Source organism: Arthrobacter sp. LjRoot78, assembly GCF_964254335.1.
Taxonomy (GTDB): Bacteria; Actinomycetota; Actinomycetes; order Actinomycetales; family Micrococcaceae; genus Arthrobacter.
This window is the reverse complement of sequence record NZ_CAXUTG020000001.1, coordinates 482990-502760: the sequence shown is the minus strand read 5'-3', so window position 1 is coordinate 502760 and position 19771 is coordinate 482990. Positions and strand designations below refer to the sequence as shown.

The following is a 19771-nucleotide window of genomic DNA, read 5'->3' as shown; positions in this document are numbered from 1 at the left end:
CAACTTCGAGGAGGGTGTGCATGGACATCGAACCGCTGTCGTCCGAGGCCAAGGATCCCGGGCCCTTCTACCACGGCACGAAGGCTGAGCTGAAGCCGGGGGACCTGCTGGAACCCGGCTACAGTTCGAATTTCGGGGAGCGAAAGCGGGCGAACTTCATCTACCTGACCGCAACCCTCGATGCGGCTACTTGGGGAGCGGAACTCGGCGTGGGCGAGGGACCCGGCAGAATCTACCTTGTGGAACCCACGGGCCCCTTTGAGGACGACCCCAATCTGACGGACAAGAAGTTCCCGGGCAACCCGACGAGGTCCTACCGCACCCGAGCGCCACTGCGAGTGGTTGACGAGATCCTGGATTGGCAGCCCCACTCCCCCGAGGTGCTTCAGAACATGCGGAACCACCTTGAAGAACTCAAGCGGCTTGGCATTGAGGCAATCAACTGATTCAAAGCTGGTCAACCCGACTGTGGTGTGCTGTGATGTGACCAGTCGAGACGGAGGGCCTAAAGCGCCCGGCGGCAAGGCGGCGACCTAGTTGGCAGGACAAGCCTCAGGAGGCGATGACGATGGCTTCCATGGATGGAACCGTGGCGCTGGTGACGGGGGCGGCGAGCGGCCTGGGAAAAGCCGTGGCAACCGGACTTGCCCGCGAGGGCGCGTTGGTCGTGGTGGTGGCGCGCTCAGGGGCCCGGGCCGAAGAGGCGGTTAAGGGCATCCGCCTCCTCGTCCCTGACGCCCGGCTTGAGCCGCTGACCTGTGACCTTTCAGTCCAGTCCTCAATCCGTGCGGCGGCCGCCGGGTTCCTGTCGCGCCATGACCGGCTCGACGTGCTCGTCAACGCAGCGGGCGTGTTCCGCAAGGAGCGGAATGTGACCCCCGACGGGCTCGAACTGACCTTCGCCACCAATGTGATGGCCTACTTCCTGCTGACCAACCTCCTGCTGGACGCACTCAAACACGCCGCGGCCGTACCGCCAGGGGACGGCGGAGTTGCGGGCCGGCCGTCCGGGGCCGCGCGCACGTCCCGCATCGTGAATATCGCGTCCAAATACGGCAACACCAAACTCACTCTCGACGACCTCCAGACAGCCAAGGGCAGGTACAGCTACCTGCGCTCCACCCCGCCCACAATGCTGGCCAGGGTTCTGCTCACCCAAGAGTTCGCTGAGCGCCTGCACGGCTCGGGCGTGGTGGCGAATGCCGTCCATCCGGGACTGGTCAAGAACACATCGCTGCTGCTCGACGTCGGGGGCCCCTTTCGCTGGATCACGAACGCGCTCGGTGCGCCGGCCGAAAAGGCGGCAGACACAGCGCTCTGGCTCGCCACCTCGGGGGAAACGGCGGCGGTCTCCGGCAAGCTCTGGGCAAAGCGCAAGGAGCTCCCGACGCCGGGCATGGGATCGGATCCCGAAGTCCGCAAGCGCTTGTGGGACGCCTGCTCGCACCTGGCCGGGCTCCCGTGAAAATCAGGGCTGCCTAGCTCAGGGTCGGCGAAGGAACTCCCCCACGGTGGCGAGGTACTCGGCGGTCCGCGTCGCCATGACCCCATGGCCCGCGCCCGCGAAAAGACGGATCTCCGCAGACGGATAAAGGGCCCGGAGAGCCGCACGTGCCCGGGGCGGGAACGCCTCGTCCCGCTCCGATTCGATCAGCAGCACCGGTACAGGCGGGGTGGGCGTGCGCACCCCGCCTGCCCGTTCGGCCGGAAGATGGGCAAACTCCTTCATCTCCCGTAGGCCGGACAGCAGATCCTCCTTGCCCAGCCGGCTGAGTACGTCCGACAGCAGCATGGTCCAGAAACTCGCGTCGTCCTGTGAGTCCGGGACAAACCAGCGGCGCCAGTTCCGGCCGGTCAGGGATCGCACGGCGCTTTCGGGAAGGACGGAGAGGAAGCGAATGAGGAGCGGGAGCCAAGGGAGCGGGGCCGCGGCAGGGCTGCCGGTGTTCGCCAGCACCAGGCGCCGCACGCGCTCCGGATGCCGGCGGGCGAACGTCTGGGCCACAAATCCGCCGAAAGACGAGCCCAGCACATCCGCCTGATTGACTCCCTCGGCGTCAAGGATCGCAGCCAGTCCGTCCGCGAGCCCGGCGATGCCGGCACCGGCGGGGTAGGCCGGCGCGAGGACACGGAAGTCCCGCTCCAGCGCCTCGATCAGCAGCAGGTACATGTCCGGCATCCGTGTACCACCGGCGGGCAGAAGCACCGTTTGTTCGCCCGAGCCGCCCGAAAGGTAGCGCCAGCGCACACCGTCAACGTCGAGCGTGCGGTACTGGTGTCTGGCACGGAAGCCGGCCAGCCTGGCCTCCAGGGCCGCCACGGCCGGGTTTTCGCTACGCCCCGCGGGAAGGGGACGGCCCTTGAGGAAGCGTTCGACGACGTCGGCGTATTCAGCCGGATGGGTGACGGCCGTCAGGTGGCCACCCTCGCCAAAAACATAGGCACGGGCGCCGGGGTAGGCGGCAAGCAACGCTTCGCGTTCGCGCGGGGTGAAACCGCGGTCGTCGGCAGCGGCGATCACCAGCACGTCGTCCGGACGCTCGAAGGTGGACGAGGCGGCGTAACGGTCCGGATGCGCCGCCAGATCCAGCACGACTGCCAGGCGGGCAAGGGCCGATTCCTTCGTGTGTGCTGCGAAAAGATCTTCCGTGTAGGCGCTGAGGAAAGCACGTTCGTCGCCTTCCGCCCCTGCGACGAGGCGTGCGATTCTCGGACGGTAGAAAGCCGCCAGGGCATCTTTGGGCAATATCGAGAACAGACCGACGAAGGCGCTCACCAGACGCACGTGACCACGGGTATAGAGACCGAACCCGGACAGGATGAGCTTGTCCACGCGCTGCGGATAGTGGCAGGCAAAGGCGTGCGCGACGCCGGCGCCAAGGGAGTGGCCGAAAATGCTCGCGGAATGGATACCCTCGGCGTCGAGGATGGCCGCAACCCCCTCCACGAGTTGGGCCATTGTCCGCACCGACGGATACGAGGGTGAGAGCACCCGGAAGTGCGATTCGAAAGCGGTGATCGTGCGGAACGCGGAATCACCGAAGGAGAACCCGCCGCCCAGGACGAGAAGTGCCGGGCTTGCCTCCCCGGGCACCGGTCCGGCGATGTACTTCCATTCGACGCCGCCGACCGTCACCGATCGATACGGGTGCGTGCCGCGGAACGCCCGCAGCTCGGCATAGCCGTCCAAAGATCCTCCCGCCCGGGTGTCGTGATAAGAGGCAGACTACGCCGCAGGCCGGGACTCGGAAAGGACGGTGACGCACGCCGCGATCAGGTCCCGAAGTTGCCGGCGCGCGGCAGTAATGCATCTCCACTCGATGGGTATTTAGAAGAGGCGTACCGTCTTAACTGCGAAGGTCCGTCTGTCCCCCATAGGCGGGCCTTCGTTTGTCCCTGCGTTCAGAACGGCGGCCAATGCCCGCTCAGAACACCGAGGCTGCGAGCGCAATGAGGGCCGGCACAGTGGCGGCAAGAGTTCCCGGAATGCTGTCGCCCTTCTTGGGGTAGTGTCCCAGCGCATCGGCCATGGCCATGGTGGATCCACCCAGGACCATGTACGCGCAGCAGTAGGTAACCAGCGTCCGGCCGACCACGTCGTTCCCGGTATTCAACGCCACGAGTCCCGCAATGACCCCCAAAGCTATGAGGAGATTGCGGAAGCCGACGGGAATCGCCCACATCATGACGGCGGGGACATTTTCTGCAGGGGTGCTGAGGAATCTCTGCACAGCGGGGCGGCGCAGGAGAAAGGCCTCAAGGGGAAACACCGCGATGTAGATCAGGGCTTCCAGCAGCGCAAACAGTTGGGCAACGGCGTTCATGGTCGAAGACTACGTCCGCCGCGAAGCCTGTCCCATCCCCGCCCAGGGGGTTCCGCCAGCGCCTCCGCCATCCCCCAATTTGGGGATTGCAGTCCGTCCTTGGGGGCGGATACTGAAAGCATGTGGGCAGATCGTGCACAGCGGGCCCAGCGCGAGATTTCGGCCATGGCGACCACCGGCATGGGCGTAGCCGAGCTGCATGCTGCAGCGCTCGCCGTCGTCCATCACACCGTGCCGTTTCAGCAGGCCTGCTGGTCCGGCGTCGACCCGGACTCCCTCATCATGACGTCGATCACCAACTGGCCGCCCTGGCCTGTGCCCGATGAATACGCCGCGCGCTTCGCCGAGACCGAATATGCGGGCACGGAGCCGAATGCCTTCGCGGCGCTGATCCGGCGGCCGGTACCGGCCGCCCGGCTCTCCGATGTGCCGCACCGCGACGTGGTCAGGAGCGTGCGGCTCAACGACCTGCTCCGTCCGCAGGGGCTGGAGCACGAACTCCGTGCGGTGTTCCGGGCCGATGCCGCCTGCTGGGCCGTGGGCGGGCTCTTCCGTGAGCCGGGCGCGGACTTCACCGACCGGGAAGTGGAATTCCTGAGTTCCATCGCATCAGCCCTGGCCGCGGCCACCCGGGTCGCAGTCCGCGCGGAGCGGCACGCGGCGGACGGGCCGGGGGGTCCGGAGGGTCCGGTGATCGTGTTGGTCGGACCGCGCGGTGAGCTGCGTGCCGCGACTGAGGCAGCCGCCACCTGGCTGGCTCAGCTGGACGATGAGGCGCCCGGCCGTTTCAGCATGACGCTCTACGCGGTGGTGGCTGCCGCGAAGGCTTCTGTTTCCGGGACCGCCCGCATGAGGATGCGCGACGCCGGAGATCATTGGGTGGTCCTCCAGGCCAGCCGGCTCATCACCGGGAACGACCCCGGGCAGATGGTGGTCACCGTGGAACCCGCCACCACCCACGAAATGGTGAGCCTCCTGCTCGCCGCCTACGGCGCCACGGCCCGGGAGCGGGAGGTCTGCCTTGAGGTGGTCTCCGGCTCGGCGACGACGGACATAGCCGACCATTTGTTCATCTCGCCCCACACGGTCCATGACCACCTGAAGTCCCTCTTCGACAAGGTGGGAGTCGGGAGCCGCGGCGAACTGGTGGCGAGACTTCTCGGCTGAGGTGGCCGGTTCCGGCTAGCTACGAGGCCAGCCCGGCCCGTTGCCCCCCGTGGTTTCCCGCAGCCGCATCGCTCGAGCACTGCCGCCAGCGATACTGCCCTCATACCATCCGAGCACCCGCAGCGCCCTTAGGGTGTTCCACCGGCTCGGGCGCCCGTCACCGTCCTCCAAGGCGAAGTGGATCCGGCCCGGATGCGTGTTTTCCAGCAACCAGGTGCCATCGGGCTGCTGCTTGGAGCGCAGCACCTCCACCGCCTCGGCGATGCGTTCGTCCGGACTGGTGGATGCCGCGCGGAAGTAGTCGAGGCCGCGCAGCACGTCGTAAAACCAGCGGGTGGGGTAGGAAAACTCCAGCCAGTCTCGGTCGATCAGTTCGCCGGTGGCCTTGCGCCGAAGGAGCCCGCGTTCCAGCAGGTACTCCTCGCCGCGCTGCCTGGCCTCGATTGAGTCCGGGGACCCGCCGGTCGCGTGCTCGTGTTCCAGCAGCCCTTCGAGCACGTTGATGGTTGTCCCGAACGACGAACGCACCGAACCGCGTTCCGCCTCGCAGTTCCATCCGCCGTCGGCGAGCTGCTCACCCAGCAGACGCTCCACGACGCCGTCGATCTTCTCACCGAAGTAGGCGCCAAGTGCCACGGCCATGCCGTTGACGCACGGCTCCACCTCGCCCTCGAAGAACGGCTGATCGCCTTCCTCCCAGCGGCAGTTGTCGCGGACGAGCTCGACGGCGCGGCGTGCCTGGCCGCTGCGGGGATCAAGCCCGAAATCGCGCAGCAGCAACAGGCTGTAAGTGGTTGCAGTCCAGGGCTGGCCTGGCTCCGACTCGTCGAACTGCGCCGGGAAGTACGTTCCGCCGTCCCACTGACCGTTGCCGTCCTGCAGCGCGAGCAGGCGGGCGCCCCAGCCTTGGGTGGCGACGCGGGCACGCTCGGACTGCACTTCCTCAGGCGGCGCGTCCGTGAGGTCGCGCAGGACCTGCCAGCGGATCGCGGGATCGGAGTCAAGCAGCCAGTCGAGTGCCTCCATCCCCACAAGCTAGCATCCGGCGGGCTACCGCTCCAGCTTCGCCCGCTCCGACGTCCAGCCCTGCCGGTGGAAGCGCTCGAACCCGGCCAGGAGGAGGTCAAGCGCGAACTCGAATTCAAACTGGTCGTCGCAGCCCTGCGACACCACGGAGCCGTCGTCGTGATTGGCCGCCATGGCCACTTGCAGGATGTTCGGATAGCGCTGCGCCATCTCCCGGAGCATGGCCTCCTGCGTTTCCGGCGTTACCCCTGACGGCGCCGCGCCGGCCGCCGCATTGCCGGCGGAATCCTCGAACAGCTCCTGGGTGAACCCCCACATGCGGCTGCCGAGTGCATGCATTACGTGATGGGTGAGGTCCACGGAGAAGCCGCCGGCCAGGAACATCCCGATGAACGAATCCATGTAGCCAAGGACCGCCGGTGTCCGGGTGGTGCGCGATTCAAGCACCTGCCGTGCCCACGGATGCCGCAATAGGGCTTCCCTCGCTGAAAGCACCCGTAACCGGACCGCACTCTGCCACCCGGCATCGCGGGCGGGAGGATCGATTTCGCCGACCAGGACGTCCACCATGCCGTCGAGGAGTTCCTCCTTGTTGGCGACGTGCTTGTAGAGCGCCATCGGTACGACGCCGAGCTCCTGCGCCAGGCGCCTCATGCTGAGCGCTTCGATGCCCGCTTCGTCGGCGAGCACGACGGCGGCAGTCAGCACCCGCTCCCGGTTCAGCGGGATCCGGCGCGTGGCTTCCGTCTGCTGCGTCATGTGGGCACCTTACTTGCGATTTTGTTGCCACGAGTGTACTACGTACACCAGCTTTGCGGACGGCAAAAGCGGCGGGACCAGATGGTCCCGCCGCTTTTTGTTTGCGCTAGAGGACATCAACGCCCTCTACGCAGGTGCAGTCCGTCAGTTCTGAATAATGGTGACCGGACCGCCGTTGTCGTCGCAGACGACAGACTCGGTGCTCGTGGCGTCGACAGCCTCACCCAGAACGGCGACCGGCCCGACTTCCACGCCACAGATCTGTGCCGTCACATCAGCGGCTACGCCAACATTGACGTCCTTGAGGACTGTCACATCGCCGACAGTAACGTTCACCAGGCCGTCATTGACAGTGCTGTTGTCCGCGGCCATCGAAGGCCCTGCGGCCATCCCCACCAGGAACAGTGATCCGGCAACGGCGGTAGTAGCTTTCTTCATAACTGACATCTTTTGCTCCCTCGATTTTGATGCACGCAAACCCTCCCCCGGCACCGCGGTTACGCGATTACCAAGGTGGCTGCAGCCCAGGTTCAGGCCGCGGTTCACCGCATCTCTTTTTGGTTGCTTACAGCTCTTCGCCTCGGCGGGCACCGGGAGCGCCTATGGAACAGGCCATTCTCCCAAGCTGTCCGATCCCGTTGGGACCTCCCGAAAGGGCGTCAGTGCGCATAACGCCGCACCCCTTCATAACTTCAACCCTAATCATAAGTAGGCTTAGTTTCAAGTCGATGGGCGAATTTTTTTGCTCGACGCCCTCTCCGGGCGCGCGCCTTGCACCTCTTAGCTAGTGGGCGTGGTCTCCGCGGCTGTATTCAAACACCCAGCCAATCAGCGCAACCAGTGCAAACCCTGCACCGATGTATAGGATCCAGAATCCAATTGCCAGGCCCAGGAACCCGGTTGCCGCGGAAAAGCCCAGGGCAATGGGCCACCAGCTCCAGGGACTGAACTGGCCCTGCTCACCTGCGCCTTCGTGGATCTCCGCATCATGACGGTCCTCGGGACGCATCCCTACCCGCCGGCCTGTGTAGCCAAGGTAGCCCCCGATCAGCCCCGCCAGGCCACCCACCAGCCATAAGGCCAGGAAGCCAACCGGCTCGGTCCACTCAGTGACGAAGCCGTAGACCACCCCAACGGGTACGAAGAAAATGGCCATGCCTCCGAAAATCCAGGATTCGATTTTCATGACTCCTCTTTCCGCGAATCAAACCGGGGTTAGGCAAGCGCAACCCTCCTGATCCAACTGTGGCCTTCACTCCCCGCCCCGCGGAAGGGACGAAGGACCCCCCTTGCCGGGGCACCATCCCCTACCGGCCCCTCCCCGGGCAGGGCAGCCTCCCGCGGATAGAGTCGGAGGATGACCACTCAGGCCGCCACCGTGACCGGCGATGTCCAAATGCGGTTGCTTCAGGCTGCTGATGCTGAACGGCTCAGTGCGGCGTACGTGCTGAACCGGGACCATCTTGCCCCCTGGGAACCGGCCCGAGCTGGCGAGTTCTTCACGGCTGCCGGCCAGCGCGCCGTCATCGAATCCAAGCTCGCCCTTCAGGCTGCGGGGCAGGAGGTGCCGTGGGTTCTGCTGGCCGGCAGCCGCATTGTCGGAGCGATCACGCTGACAGGAATCGTCCGCGGCCCGCTCCTCAGCGCCCACGTCGGTTACTGGGTGGACAAGGACTTCAACGGCCGCGGCGTCTGCAGCTCAGCCATCACATCCGTGCTGGCTGCAGCGAAGGACGAGCTCGGCCTGCACCGGGTCCAGGCGGCCACCCTCGAACACAACACGCCTTCCCGCAAAGTATTGTCCCGCGCCGGGTTTGAAGAGATCGGCCTGGCACCGTCCTACCTCAAGATTGCAGGCTCCTGGCAGGACCATGTCCTGTTCCAACGCATCCTCGAGTGATTCACTGGAGGGTACGACGGCGGCCCCGCCCGGGTGCCCGCCCTGCCACGAAGGGATCGACATGCGGAAGATCATTCTGATCGCGTCAGTTTCGGTGGACGGATACTTCGAAGGGCTGAACCGCGACATCAGCTGGAACATGGTGGACGAGGAACTGCACCAGCACTTCAACGATGTCTGCAGGGAGATGGGCGCGTTCATTGATGGGCGGGTCACCTACGAACTGATGGCCGATTACTGGCCAACCGCCGACCAGGATCCGAACAGCACGGCGGTCGAGGCCGAGTTCGCAGCGATCTGGCGCGAGATTCCCAAAATCGTGTTCTCCCGGACCCTCACCGAAGCCGGCTGGAACACAACCGTGAAGCACGACGTCGTGCCTGAAGAAATCACGGAACTAAAGGCGCAGCCGGGCGGCGACATTGCGCTCAGCGGCGCCAATCTGACCGCGACGTTCCTGCGGCTCGGCCTGGTGGATGAATACAGGATCTACGTCCACCCTGTGGTCCTGGGCCAGGGCAACGGCCGGCCGCTGTTCGAGTCACCGGACGTCCGAATGAACCTCAAGCTGGCCGGCACACATGCGTTCGGCAACGGCGTGGTTCTCCTCCGCTACGAGCGCGGCCAAGACTAACTGAAGGTACGACGGCGGGCCCCGTCGGCGCTTCAGGCGGACCACGAGCGTCCTCAGACGAACGCGGACTTCCCGGTCACGGCCCGGGCCACGATCAGTGAGTTGATCTCGTAGCTGCCCTCGTACGTGTACAGAATTTCGGCGTCGCCAAACAGCTTGCCCATCTCGTAGTCGCTGCTGATGCCGTTGCCGCCCAGCAGGGACCTGCCCATCGCCACTGAGGCCCGCGCCAGTCGGGTGGTGGTGGACTTCGCCATGGCCGCCTGGACCATTTCCAGCTTGCCGTCCTGCTGGATCCGGGCCAGCTGGGCCATGAGCGCCAGGGAGGCACTGGCATTGCCAAGGATTTCGGCCAGCTGCTGCTGGATCAGCTGGAACCGGGCCAGCTCCTTGCCGAACTGCTTCCGTTCCAGGGCATAGGAACGGGCGACGTCGAACGCCGCCAGCTGGATCCCGGCAGCCTGCCAGCCCACCCAGGCACGCGAGTCGCGGAGGAGGTCGTTGGCCTTGGAAAAATCCGTGGCACCGGGCAGGAGGTTGGACTCCGGAATCCGGACCTCCTCGAGAACGATGTCCGCGTTCTGCATGATCCGCAGGCCGATCTTGTTGCAGATCTTTGTGGCGGAATAGCCGGGCCGGTCCGTTTCCACGATGAACCCCTTGATCTGGCCGTCCGCCTCATCCCGGGCCCAGACCAGCGCAAAGTCGGAGATGGTCCCGGCACCGATCCACCGCTTGGCGCCGTTGATCACCCATTCGCCGCGCTCCAGCCGCGCTGACGTTTCGAGGCCGCCGGCAATGTCCGAGCCGTGCTCCGGCTCCGTCAGCGCGAAGGCTCCCAGCTGGGTGAACGCCTGCAACCCGGGCAGCCACCGCTGCTTCTGCTCGTCCGAACCGAGCTCGTCGATCATCCCCACGATCAGCTCATTGTGGATGCCCACCAGCGCCGACAGGGACACATCCGCCCGGGCCACTTCGACATACATCAGGCCTTTGAAGAGAGCCGACGTCCCGTCCGTCTGCAGCCCGCCCAGCCCGTACTTGCCCATTTCGGCCAGCAGTCCGAACGGAAATTCCTCGCGGTTCCAGTATTCGATGGACGCTGCGCGGATACGGGACTGCAGGAAGTCCCGCACCTCCAGGTAGCGCGACCGCTCCCCCTCCGGCAGCAGGTCCACGATGTACATGAGGTCCGCATCCGGGAACGGCGGCTGCTCCGCAACTGTTGTGATTTCCCCGCCGTCACGTCGTTGTGGCTGCACCGGCACGCATCCCTTCGCTCTTCCAAACCCTTGGATGTCCTAGTATATTGCACAGTGATATGGATCACTAGGCGAAAGGGCCCCATGACAGTCACCGACGACTTCCGGGCCGCGAGGGACAGGCTTCTGGCCCTGCGCGAGGACTACAGCCGGGCACGGGATGAATTCCAGTGGCCCCGCTTCGAAGAATTCAACTTCGCCCTCGACTGGTTCGACCAGATCGCCGCGGACCCCGCCAAGGGCACCAAACCGGCCCTGGTGATCGTGGAGCAGGACGGCAGCGCCACCAGGCGGAGCTTCGGGGAGCTTTCCGAGCGTTCCAACCAGGTGGCCAACTGGCTCCGCAGCCGCGGCGTCCGGCGTGGTGACCGCATGATCATCATGCTCGGCAACCAGGTGGAACTGTGGGAGCTCATGCTGGCCGGCATCAAACTGGGAATCGTCATGATCCCCACCACCACGCTCATGGGTCCCGCGGACCTGGCGGACCGGGTGGAGCGCGGCGAAGCGGGCTGGGCCGCCGTCGGAAGTTCCAACATCGGCAAGTTTGCCGGCGTTCCCGGCAACTACAAGCTCATTGAAATTGCCGACGGCGAGCGCAGCAGCACCGATGTGTCCAGCACAGATAGCGCCGATGAACACTCAGCCGCGCTGCAGTACGCCGATTCCCACAGCGCTCCGACGGACTTCGCGCCCGACGCGCCCACCAAGGCGGACGAGACACTGCTCCTCTACTTCACGTCGGGCACCACCTCGAAGGCCAAACTGGTGGAACACACGCACACGTCCTACCCCGTGGGCCACCTGTCCACCATGTTCTGGATCGGGCTGGGCCCCGGCGATGTGCACCTCAATGTCGCCTCCCCCGGATGGGCCAAGCACGCCTGGTCCAACGTGTTCACGCCCTGGATCGCCGAGGCCTGCGTGTTCATCTACAACTACAGCCGGTTCGACGCCAAGGCGCTCATGGAACAGATGGACCGGGAAAAGGTGACCAGTTTCTGTGCCCCGCCCACAGTGTGGCGCATGCTGATCCAGGCGGACCTGGCTGTCCTGAAGAACCCGCCCACCAAGGTGGTGTCCGCCGGCGAACCCCTCAACGCCGAGGTGATCGACCAGGTCCACCGTGCCTGGGGCCAGACCATCCGGGACGGCTTCGGCCAGACCGAATCCACAGTGCAGGTGGCCAACACCCCGGGCCAGCCGATCAAGATCGGCGCCATGGGCAGGCCGCTGCCCGGCTACGACGTGGTGCTCGTTGACCCCGCAACGGGAGAAGAGGCCGACGACGGCGAGCTCTGCCTCCGCCTGGACCCCCGCCCCGCGGGGCTGATGAAGGCCTACTACGGCGACCCGGAGAAGACCGCCGACGCCTTCCGTGACGGTTATTACCACACGGGGGACATGGCCAGCCGGGACGAGCGCGGCATCATCACCTACGTGGGCCGCGGCGACGACGTCTTCAAATCCTCCGACTACCGGCTGTCCCCGTTCGAGCTGGAAAGCGTCCTGATCGAACACCCCGCCGTGGCGGAGGCCGCCGTCGTCCCATCCCCCGATCCGCTGAAACTGTCCGTGCCGAAGGCGTTTGTGGTCCTGGCCGCCGGGCACCAGCCCGGCCCCGAACTGGCCGAAGACATCCTGCGCTACTGCCGTGACCATCTGGCCCCGTTCAAGCGCATCCGGCGGCTGGAGTTCGCGGAACTTCCCAAGACCATCTCGGGCAAAATCCGGCGCGTGGAACTCCGGCACAGCGAAGAGCTCCGGCACGGCGGCGGCCCGCAGCCCGAAGGCCTGGGCGTCGAGTACTCGGAGACGGATTTCCCGGGTTTGAAAAGCCCCGGGGCTGAAAAGCTAGGCTGAAGCAACCCACATGTCAGGAGGTGCCATGGGAAACCCGCTCCCGCGCGATCCCATTGCCGACGCCCAGCGCAACTGGGAACGGCATGGCTGGGGCGACGTCGCCGCGCCCATGGCGGCCATCACGGCCATCATGCGCACCCAGCAGATCCTGCTGGCCCGGATCGAGGGCGTCCTTAAGCCCTTCGGCCTCACCTTCGCCCGGTACGAACTCCTGGCGCTCCTGAGTTTCGCCCGCAGCGGCGCGCTGCCCATGAACAAGGCCAGCGCGCTCCTGCAGGTCCACCCCACCTCGGTGACCAACGCCGTCGACCGCCTCCAGGATGCGGGCCTCGTGGTCCGCTCCCCGCACCCGACCGACGGGCGCACCACCCTGATCGAACTCACCACCGAAGGACGCACCCTGGCCAAACGGGCGACAGCGGCGCTCAACACGGAGGTGTTCGGCCAGTCCGGTTTCGCCAGCCAGGACGTGGACCAGCTGATCCGGATCCTCGGGCGATTCCGGCAGAACGCCGGCGACTTCGGCGACTGACTACCGTTTTGCCTTGAAGAAGCCGCGGCCGGCCCTAGACTGCTGATGTCTAGGACATGACCTGACGCTGGACCCGAGGAGAGCGCAATGATTCCGGAAATCAATATCTGGGCGGTACTGCTGGCCACCCTGTCCAGCATGGTGGTGGGCTCGGTCTGGTACACCCCGAAGGTGTTCGGCAACTACTGGATGAAGGTCGCGAAGGTTTCGCCCAGCGGGGAAGCAAAGGACGCCGTCAAACCCATCCTGATCACGCTGGTGGTCAGCTTCACCAGCGCCCTGGTCCTGGCCGGATCCGCCGCCATCTCCCAGCACTTCTACGGCGGCAACTTCCTGCCCAACACCCTGATCACCGCCGTCATCCTCTGGGCCGGTTTCACGGCCGCCCGCTTCATCACGCACGACGCCTTCGAGGGCCGCCCGGCCGGGCTGACCATTCTCAACTGCGCCCACGAACTGGTGACCCTGGTGGTCATGGGCCTGATTATCGGCCTGTTCGGCATTAGCGCCGCCTAGCCGCGCCACTCAGCCGGGCTGCTGGGCCGGAGGAACTGGAGGACGCCGTCACGGCGTATCGTGGCATTGTCACGGCGTAGCGCGGACCGCCCCTGAGGGCACCCTGCCGGGACGCGAGCGCCGGCCAGCAAGGAGAGCATGGATGAAGTTTGACGAGTCGTTCTGGGATGAGCGCTACCGCCAGCACGGCTCGGTCTGGAGCCGCAACCCGAACGCGAACCTGCTGGCCGAGGCCGCCGGCCTGCGTCCCGGCTCTGCCTTGGACGTGGGCAGCGGCGAAGGCGCCGATTCCCTCTGGCTGGCACGCCAGGGCTGGCGGGTCACGGCCGTGGACATCTCCTCGGTGGCTCTGGCCCGGGCAGCCGAACGGGCAGCGCAGGACGCGGAGGCGGCCGCGCGGATCACCTGGGCGCATCACGATCTGACGGCTTCACCGCCGCCGCCCGGCACGTTCGACCTCGTGTCCGCGCAGTTCATGCACCTTCCAGCGGCCGAACGGACCGAGCTGTATCACCGGCTCGCCGCGTCCGTGGCACCCGGCGGAACGCTCCTGATCGTCGGCCACCACCCATCGGACCTGCAAACGGGAGTCCACCGCCCCGGCGATCCCGGCCTGCTCTTCACACCGGAGGAAATCGCCGCCGGCCTGGACCCGGACGAATGGGAAATCGACGTCTGCGAGGCCCGCCGGCGGTCCGTGACGGACGCGGACGGCGGCACTGTGACCGTCACCGACTCAGTGCTCCGAGCCCACCGCCGGGCGCCAAGGCCCTAGCGGCGCCCCGGGCGCTGGGAACCGAACTCCCTAGCGGTGCCTGAAGACCGGCTGCCGCTTCTCCGTGAAAGCGGCCATGCCTTCCTTCTGGTCCTCGGTGGCGAACAGCGAGTGGAAGAGGCGGCGCTCGAAAAGCACGCCCTGGCCCAGTCCGGTTTCGAAGGCGGCGTTGACGGCTTCCTTGGCCAGCATCGCAGCCGACTTTGACTTGGAGGCAATCACCTCGGCCACTTTCACAGCCTCTTCCACAACGTCTGCCGCCGGCACCACCCTGGAGACGAGCCCGGCGCGCTCCGCTTCCTCCGCGTCCATGAACCGGCCGGTGAGGATCAGGTCCATGGCTTTGGCCTTGCCCACGGCCCGGGTGAGCCGCTGCGATCCGCCCATGCCCGGCAGGACGCCCAGGTTGATCTCTGGCTGGCCGAACTTGGCGTTGTCCCCCGCGATGATGAAATCGCACATCATGGCCAGTTCGCAGCCGCCGCCCAGGGCGAAGCCGGAGACAGCCGCCACCACCGGAATGCGGAGCCTGGTGAAATCCTCCCAGCCGCGGAACCAGTCCGCGGCATACATGTCCATGTAGCCCTGGTCGGCCATCTCCTTGATGTCCGCGCCGGCAGCAAACGCCTTGCCGGACCCTGTGACCACCACGGCGCCCACTGCGGGATCCGCGTCCATGGCCGTGACGGCAGCCACGAGTTCATCCATGGTGGCTTTGTTCAGCGCATTCAGCGCTTCGGGCCGGTTCAGCGTCACCAGCCCCACGCGTCCGCGCCGCTCCACCAGAATGTTCCCGTACTGCTCCGTCATGCCTGACTCCTTACGTGGTTCTGCTTCGAAAACTGCCTAGTGCGCGGACTTGTCCCGGATATCCGTGATGATGCCGGAGAAGTCCCGGCCCGCCCCGCCTTCAGCCGCAAACGTATCGTAGATCTCCGATGCCAGCGGGCCCATCCGGGCGGCCACTCCGGTGCTTTGCAGCGCGTTCAGGGCCAGCTTGAGGTCCTTGGCCATCAGCGCGCCGGCGAATCCCGGCTGGTAGTCGCGGTTGGCGGGGCTGGTGGGCACCGGCCCCGGAACGGGGCAGTTGGTGGTCAGCGCCCAGCACTGCCCGGATGCCGCGGACGCAACGTCGAAGAGGGCCTGGTGCGTGAGCCCCAGCTTCTCGCCGAGCACGAACGCTTCGCTCACCGCGATCATGGAAACGCCCAGGATCAGGTTGTTGCAGACCTTCGCGGCCTGGCCCGCCCCGTGGCCGCCGCAGTGGACCACGCGCTTGCCCATCACTTCCAGCAGGGGCCGCACAGCGTCGAAGTCCTCAGCGAGGGCGCCCACCATGAAGGTCAGGGTTCCGGCCTCGGCACCCACCACGCCTCCCGAGACGGGGGCGTCCACGGCCCGGTGGCCTGCGGCAACGGCGATCGCTGACGCTTCGCGGGCTTCGTCCACGTTGATGGTGGAGCAGTCCAGGAACATGGTGCCCGGTCCGGCCACGTCCAGCAGGCCCGGCTGGCCGCCCGACCCGCGGTAGGCATCCAGGACATGCTGGCCGCTGGGGAACATTGTGAGCACCACGTCCGCACCGGCCACAGCTTCGGCCGGTGACGCCACGGTGGGCACACCGTGCTCCCGGGCCGCGTCCAGCGCTGCGGGCACCACGTCGAACCCTGCCACCGTGTACCCGGCCTTGACCAGGTTGACGGCCATGGGCCCGCCCATGTGTCCCAGCCCGAGGAACGCCACGTGTCCCCGGTTCCCGGCTCCTGTTGTTTCAGACATTGCGGGCCTCCTTAGATTGCAGGTTGAGCTCCCGGTCCCCCAGCGGCTCGAAGAACCTGGCGACGTCGGCGGCGGAGACCTCGTGCAGGGTGGCCGGCTTCCACTGCGGGTTCCGGTCCTTGTCCACCACCTGCGCGCGGATGCCTTCGCGGAAGTCCGCGCCGGCAAGGAACCGCAGGCCCACGCGATACTCCTCGGCGAGGACTTCCGCCAGGCTCAGGCCACGCGCGCGGCGGAGCGATGCCAGCGCCACCTTCACGGAAGTGGGCGACTTCGCCTCGATGGTGTCCGCCGCCTCAGCCGCCTCAGCGGCGGCTTCGCCGTCAAAGGTGCGGAGCCTGCGGAGGATGTCCTCCGCGTCGTCACTTGCGTAGCAGGAATCGATCCAGTCCCGCTGCCCGGCCAGCACCGATACCGGCGGCGTCTCCGCGAAGCGTCCGACGGCGGCTTCCGCCGGTTCGGTTTCCAGCGCGGCCGCCAGCGCGGGAAGGTTCGCGGACGCCACAAAGTGGTCCGCCAGGCCCAGGAACAGGGCATCCGCGCCGCTCAGGTGGGCGCCGGTCAGGGCCGCATGGGTGCCCGCCTCCCCCGGCGAGCGGGACAGCAGCAGGGTGCCGCCGACGTCGGGCACAAAACCGATGGTGGTCTCCGGCATGCCGGTGCGGGTGCGTTCGGTGACCACACGCACGGACCCGTGCGCCGAGATCCCCACACCGCCACCCAGCACCAGGCCGTCCATAAAGGCCACATACGGCTTGGGGTACCCGTCGATCAGTGCGTTCAGCCGGTATTCGGTGCGCCAGAAGTCCGCAGTGGCGTCACCGCCCGCCAGCATGTCCTCATAGATGGCCACGATGTCGCCCCCGGCGCACAACCCCCGCTCCCCGGAGCCGTGCACCAGAACGGTGGCCACGCCGTCGTCGTCCGCCCATGCAGTGAGCTGTTCCAGCATGGCGGCCGCCATGCCTGCGGTGAGCGCGTTCACCGCCCTGGGCCGGTTCAGCGTGATGACGCCGAGGTGGCCGCGCCGCTCAAACAGGACCTCGTCAGTGGGCGTCTCATCGGGGCTTGCCGTGTTCGTACCTGCGGTAGGTCCTGCGCTCATCAGCTGCCTTCCGGCATCACGTAGCTGGCGCCCTGGCGGATGCCGGAGGGCCAGCGGGTGGTCACGGTCTTGGTCTTGGTGTAGAAACGGAACGCGTCGGCCCCATGCTGGTTCAGGTCCCCGAAGCCGGAAGCCTTCCAGCCGCCGAACGTGTAGTAGGCGATGGGCACCGGGATGGGAACGTTGATGCCCACCATACCCACCTGCACACGGCTGGCGAAGTCACGCGCGGCGTCACCGTCGCGGGTGAAAATGGCCACGCCGTTGCCGAACTCGTGTTCGCTGCAGAGTCTGAGGGCTTCGTCGTAGTCGGAGGCGCGGAGGACGCTCAGCACGGGCCCGAAGATTTCCTCCTTATAGATCTTCATGTCCTTGGTGACGTTGTCGAAGAGGGTGGGGCCCACCCAGAATCCGCCGTCGTAGCCGTCCACGGTGAGGCCGCGGCCGTCCGTCACCAGGGTGGCGCCCTCATCCACGCCGGACTGGATGTAGCCTTCGATCCGTTCCTTGGCGGACGCTGCCACCACAGGCCCGAAGTCCGAGTCCTTGTCCAGGCTGTGACCCACCCGGAGGTGCTTGACGCGTTCCTCCAGCTTGGACACCAGGGCGTCGGCCGTTTCCTTGCCCACCGGGACGGCCACGGAGATGGCCATGCAGCGTTCGCCGGCGGAGCCGTAGCCTGCTCCCATCAGTGCATCCACAGCCATGTCCAGGTCCGCATCCGGCATGATCACCATGTGGTTCTTAGCTCCGCCGAAGCACTGTGCGCGCTTGCCGTGGGCGGCCGCCGTGGCGTAGATGTACTGGGCGATCGGGGTGGAGCCCACGAAGCCGATGGCCTTCACCCGCTCGTCCTCGAGGAGGGCGTCCACTGCTTCCTTGTCCCCGTTGACCACGTTGAACACACCGTCCGGGACTCCCGCTTCGGTGAACAATTCGGCGAGGCGCAGCGGTACCGAAGGGTCGCGCTCCGAGGGCTTGAGGATGAACGCGTTGCCTGCGGCCAGGGCCGGTCCGGACTTCCACAGCGGAATCATCGCAGGGAAGTTGAACGGCGTAATGCCGGCCACCACGCCGAGGGGCTGGCGCAGCGAATGCACGTCGATGCCGGTCCCGGCGTTGTCCGAGAACTCGCCCTTGAGCAGGTGCGGGGCGCCGGCAGCGAATTCCACCACCTCGATGCCGCGCTGGATGTCCCCCTTGGCGTCCGGGAGGGTCTTGCCGTGTTCGGAGGAGAGCAACGCGGCGAGTTCGTCGATGTGCTCGTTCACCAGGTCCACGAATTTCAGCAGGATCCGGCCGCGGCGCTGGGGATTCATGGCGCCCCACTCCACCTGGGCCTTCTCCGCGCTGGCGATGGCGTTGCGGACTTCCTCGGCGCTGGCCAGCGGCAGCCTGGCCTGGACCTGCCCGGTGCAGGGATCGTAGACGTCGCTGAAGCGCCCGGAGGTGCCTTCAACCCTTTGCCCGTCTATGTAATGGGAAAGCTCGCGAACCATGGCGGAATGCTCCTTTGCATGTGACCTACATCATCCTGAAGCTGAATATACTCGGACTTCCTACTAAATTCCAGAGTGCGGGAGGGCCGCGCGCGCCACCTGGCCACCGCCGTCGAGCGCCGCTGAGCGCCGCCGGGGCGGGCGACGGCGAGGTGGCGACCCGGTGGGGCCCGCCGTCGTGACCTTCTTTGCTGGCTTCCGTCCCCGTAGTCGCCGTGCGCCCCGCGTGTTTGCCCACCTTCTTGGCGAAACAGGGTCACGACGGCGGCAAAGAGCTGCGCTGGACAGATGCCCGGCGCCCAAGTTCGGTAAGTTAGGAACTGTGAAGATTGCTACCTGGAATGTGAACTCCCTCCGTGCCCGCGCCGACCGTGTGGAGGCCTGGCTCGAGCGCAGTGACTGCGACGTGCTGGCCATCCAGGAAACCAAGTGCAAGGACGACAATTTCCCCTGGGAACTCTTTGAGCGCATGGGCTACGAGGTGGCCCACTTCGGCGTGAGCCAGTGGAACGGCGTGGCTATCGTCTCGCGCGTGGGGCTTGAGGACGTGGAACGCTCCTTCCTTGACCAGCCGGTCTTCGGCAAGAACGGAAAAGACCCCGTTCAGGAGGCCCGCGCCATCGGCGCCACATGCGGCGGCGTCCGGGTGTGGAGCCTCTATGTTCCCAACGGCCGCTCGCTCGATGACGAGCACATGCCCTACAAGCTCAGCTGGCTGGACATGCTGAAAACGCACGCCCAGACCTGGGTCACTGATAACCCCGAGGCGCAGATCGCCCTGATGGGCGACTGGAACATCGCACCGCAGGACGACGACGTCTGGGACATTGACTTCTTCCGCGCCAACGCCATGACCCATGTCAGCGAACCCGAGCGCGCCGCCTTCCACGCCTTCGAAGCCGCCGGGTTCCAGGACGTCGTCCGTCCGCACACGCCGGGCCCGGGCGTCTACACCTACTGGGACTACACGCAGCTCCGCTTCCCCAAGAAAGAGGGCATGCGGATCGACTTCGTCCTGGCCTCCCCCGCCCTCGCCGCCCGCGTGACCGGTGCCTCGATCGACCGTGAGGAACGCAAGGGCAAGGGCGCTTCGGACCACGCACCAGTCATCGTGGAACTGGCCGACTGAT

The 19771-nt window shown here is 66.3% G+C and carries 21 protein-coding genes and 1 pseudogene; 11 read left to right on the top strand and 11 right to left on the bottom strand.

From position 1 onward, the window contains the following. Positions 1–20 precede the first annotated feature (20 nt). The 3 genes and pseudogenes from arr to ACSQ1X_RS02445 all read left to right on the top strand — a co-directional run bounded on the left by arr (position 21) and on the right by ACSQ1X_RS02445 (position 1482). The gene (gene arr / locus ACSQ1X_RS02455; RefSeq protein WP_436056521.1) at positions 21–446 is read left to right on the top strand and encodes an NAD(+)--rifampin ADP-ribosyltransferase; all 426 of its coding nucleotides are present in this window, start codon (positions 21–23) and stop codon (positions 444–446) included. 116 nt (positions 447–562) lie between these two features. After that, positions 563–1075: pseudogene (locus tag ACSQ1X_RS02450) on the top strand (SDR family NAD(P)-dependent oxidoreductase); the annotation flags it as partial. 155 nt (positions 1076–1230) lie between these two features. Further along, complete coding sequence (locus tag ACSQ1X_RS02445; RefSeq protein ID WP_436059244.1) at positions 1231–1482, top strand: KGG domain-containing protein; 252 nt, start codon at positions 1231–1233, stop codon at positions 1480–1482. A 1-nt stretch (position 1483) separates the two neighbouring features. On the opposite strand, the gene ACSQ1X_RS02440 is transcribed toward ACSQ1X_RS02445, so the two are convergent. Both ACSQ1X_RS02440 and ACSQ1X_RS02435 read right to left on the bottom strand, forming a co-directional pair. Continuing rightward, positions 1484–3190: an alpha/beta fold hydrolase gene (locus tag ACSQ1X_RS02440; RefSeq protein WP_436056520.1), complete on the bottom strand. Its 1707-nt coding sequence runs from the start codon at positions 3188–3190 to the stop codon at positions 1484–1486. A 235-nt stretch (positions 3191–3425) separates the two neighbouring features. Next, positions 3426–3824, bottom strand: coding sequence for a DUF1304 domain-containing protein (locus tag ACSQ1X_RS02435; RefSeq protein WP_436056519.1), 399 nt, complete (start codon positions 3822–3824; stop codon positions 3426–3428). A 120-nt stretch (positions 3825–3944) separates the two neighbouring features. Between ACSQ1X_RS02435 and ACSQ1X_RS02430 the strand changes: the two genes are divergently transcribed. After that, on the top strand, positions 3945–4991 hold the full coding sequence (locus ACSQ1X_RS02430; RefSeq protein ID WP_436056518.1) for a helix-turn-helix transcriptional regulator: 1047 nt from the start codon (positions 3945–3947) through the stop codon (positions 4989–4991). Between the two features lie 15 nt (positions 4992–5006). On the opposite strand, the gene ACSQ1X_RS02425 is transcribed toward ACSQ1X_RS02430, so the two are convergent. The 4 genes from ACSQ1X_RS02425 to ACSQ1X_RS02410 all read right to left on the bottom strand — a co-directional run bounded on the left by ACSQ1X_RS02425 (position 5007) and on the right by ACSQ1X_RS02410 (position 7962). Further along, the gene (locus ACSQ1X_RS02425) at positions 5007–6017 is read right to left on the bottom strand and encodes a hypothetical protein (RefSeq protein WP_436056517.1); all 1011 of its coding nucleotides are present in this window, start codon (positions 6015–6017) and stop codon (positions 5007–5009) included. Between the two features lie 24 nt (positions 6018–6041). Further along, positions 6042–6776 carry a TetR/AcrR family transcriptional regulator C-terminal domain-containing protein gene (locus tag ACSQ1X_RS02420; protein WP_436056516.1) on the bottom strand — a complete coding sequence of 245 codons (735 nt, stop codon included), beginning with the start codon at positions 6774–6776 and terminating at the stop codon, positions 6042–6044. Between the two features lie 144 nt (positions 6777–6920). Further along, complete coding sequence (locus ACSQ1X_RS02415) at positions 6921–7214, bottom strand: hypothetical protein (protein WP_436056515.1); 294 nt, start codon at positions 7212–7214, stop codon at positions 6921–6923. 346 nt (positions 7215–7560) lie between these two features. Then, a complete protein-coding gene (locus tag ACSQ1X_RS02410) occupies positions 7561–7962 on the bottom strand; it encodes a cytochrome c oxidase subunit 4 (protein WP_055801251.1) in 402 nt (133 codons plus the stop codon). Between the two features lie 171 nt (positions 7963–8133). On the opposite strand from ACSQ1X_RS02410, the gene ACSQ1X_RS02405 reads away from it, so the two are divergent. Together ACSQ1X_RS02405 and ACSQ1X_RS02400 are read left to right on the top strand one after the other, a co-directional pair. Continuing rightward, positions 8134–8676, top strand: coding sequence for a GNAT family N-acetyltransferase (locus ACSQ1X_RS02405; RefSeq protein ID WP_436056514.1), 543 nt, complete (start codon positions 8134–8136; stop codon positions 8674–8676). Between the two features lie 61 nt (positions 8677–8737). Next, positions 8738–9310 carry a dihydrofolate reductase family protein gene (locus tag ACSQ1X_RS02400; RefSeq protein ID WP_436056513.1) on the top strand — a complete coding sequence of 191 codons (573 nt, stop codon included), beginning with the start codon at positions 8738–8740 and terminating at the stop codon, positions 9308–9310. 53 nt (positions 9311–9363) lie between these two features. Here ACSQ1X_RS02400 and ACSQ1X_RS02395 read toward each other — a convergent pair whose 3' ends face one another. Next, the gene (locus tag ACSQ1X_RS02395; protein ID WP_436059243.1) at positions 9364–10497 is read right to left on the bottom strand and encodes an acyl-CoA dehydrogenase family protein; all 1134 of its coding nucleotides are present in this window, start codon (positions 10495–10497) and stop codon (positions 9364–9366) included. 159 nt (positions 10498–10656) lie between these two features. Here ACSQ1X_RS02395 and ACSQ1X_RS02390 point away from each other — a divergent pair, with 159 nt between their 5' ends. The 4 genes from ACSQ1X_RS02390 to ACSQ1X_RS02375 all read left to right on the top strand — a co-directional run bounded on the left by ACSQ1X_RS02390 (position 10657) and on the right by ACSQ1X_RS02375 (position 14258). Then, the gene (locus tag ACSQ1X_RS02390) at positions 10657–12435 is read left to right on the top strand and encodes an AMP-binding protein (protein ID WP_436056512.1); all 1779 of its coding nucleotides are present in this window, start codon (positions 10657–10659) and stop codon (positions 12433–12435) included. A 25-nt stretch (positions 12436–12460) separates the two neighbouring features. Further along, positions 12461–12967, top strand: a complete 507-nt coding sequence (locus ACSQ1X_RS02385) for a MarR family winged helix-turn-helix transcriptional regulator (RefSeq protein ID WP_028272670.1) — start codon at positions 12461–12463, stop codon at positions 12965–12967. An 87-nt stretch (positions 12968–13054) separates the two neighbouring features. Next, positions 13055–13483 carry a DUF1761 domain-containing protein gene (locus tag ACSQ1X_RS02380; protein WP_436056511.1) on the top strand — a complete coding sequence of 143 codons (429 nt, stop codon included), beginning with the start codon at positions 13055–13057 and terminating at the stop codon, positions 13481–13483. A gap of 142 nt (positions 13484–13625) precedes the next feature. After that, complete coding sequence (locus tag ACSQ1X_RS02375) at positions 13626–14258, top strand: class I SAM-dependent methyltransferase (RefSeq protein ID WP_436056510.1); 633 nt, start codon at positions 13626–13628, stop codon at positions 14256–14258. A gap of 30 nt (positions 14259–14288) precedes the next feature. On the opposite strand, the gene ACSQ1X_RS02370 is transcribed toward ACSQ1X_RS02375, so the two are convergent. Genes ACSQ1X_RS02370 through ACSQ1X_RS02355 form a run of 4 tightly spaced genes read right to left on the bottom strand, consistent with a single transcriptional unit; the run spans position 14289 to position 18641 of the window. After that, positions 14289–15068, bottom strand: coding sequence for an enoyl-CoA hydratase (locus tag ACSQ1X_RS02370; protein ID WP_436056509.1), 780 nt, complete (start codon positions 15066–15068; stop codon positions 14289–14291). A 36-nt stretch (positions 15069–15104) separates the two neighbouring features. Next, the gene (gene mmsB / locus ACSQ1X_RS02365) at positions 15105–16037 is read right to left on the bottom strand and encodes a 3-hydroxyisobutyrate dehydrogenase (protein ID WP_436056508.1); all 933 of its coding nucleotides are present in this window, start codon (positions 16035–16037) and stop codon (positions 15105–15107) included. After that, positions 16030–17142, bottom strand: coding sequence for an enoyl-CoA hydratase/isomerase family protein (locus tag ACSQ1X_RS02360; protein WP_436056507.1), 1113 nt, complete (start codon positions 17140–17142; stop codon positions 16030–16032). Before ACSQ1X_RS02360 ends, mmsB begins: the two co-directional genes overlap by 8 nt. Continuing rightward, entirely contained in the window at positions 17142–18641 is a 1500-nt protein-coding gene (locus ACSQ1X_RS02355; RefSeq protein ID WP_055801285.1) for a CoA-acylating methylmalonate-semialdehyde dehydrogenase, read from the bottom strand. The genes ACSQ1X_RS02360 and ACSQ1X_RS02355 overlap by 1 nt, the downstream gene beginning before the upstream one ends. 322 nt (positions 18642–18963) lie before the next feature. On the opposite strand from ACSQ1X_RS02355, the gene ACSQ1X_RS02350 reads away from it, so the two are divergent. Then, entirely contained in the window at positions 18964–19770 is an 807-nt protein-coding gene (locus tag ACSQ1X_RS02350) for an exodeoxyribonuclease III (protein ID WP_055801287.1), read from the top strand. Position 19771: the final 1 nt, after the last annotated feature.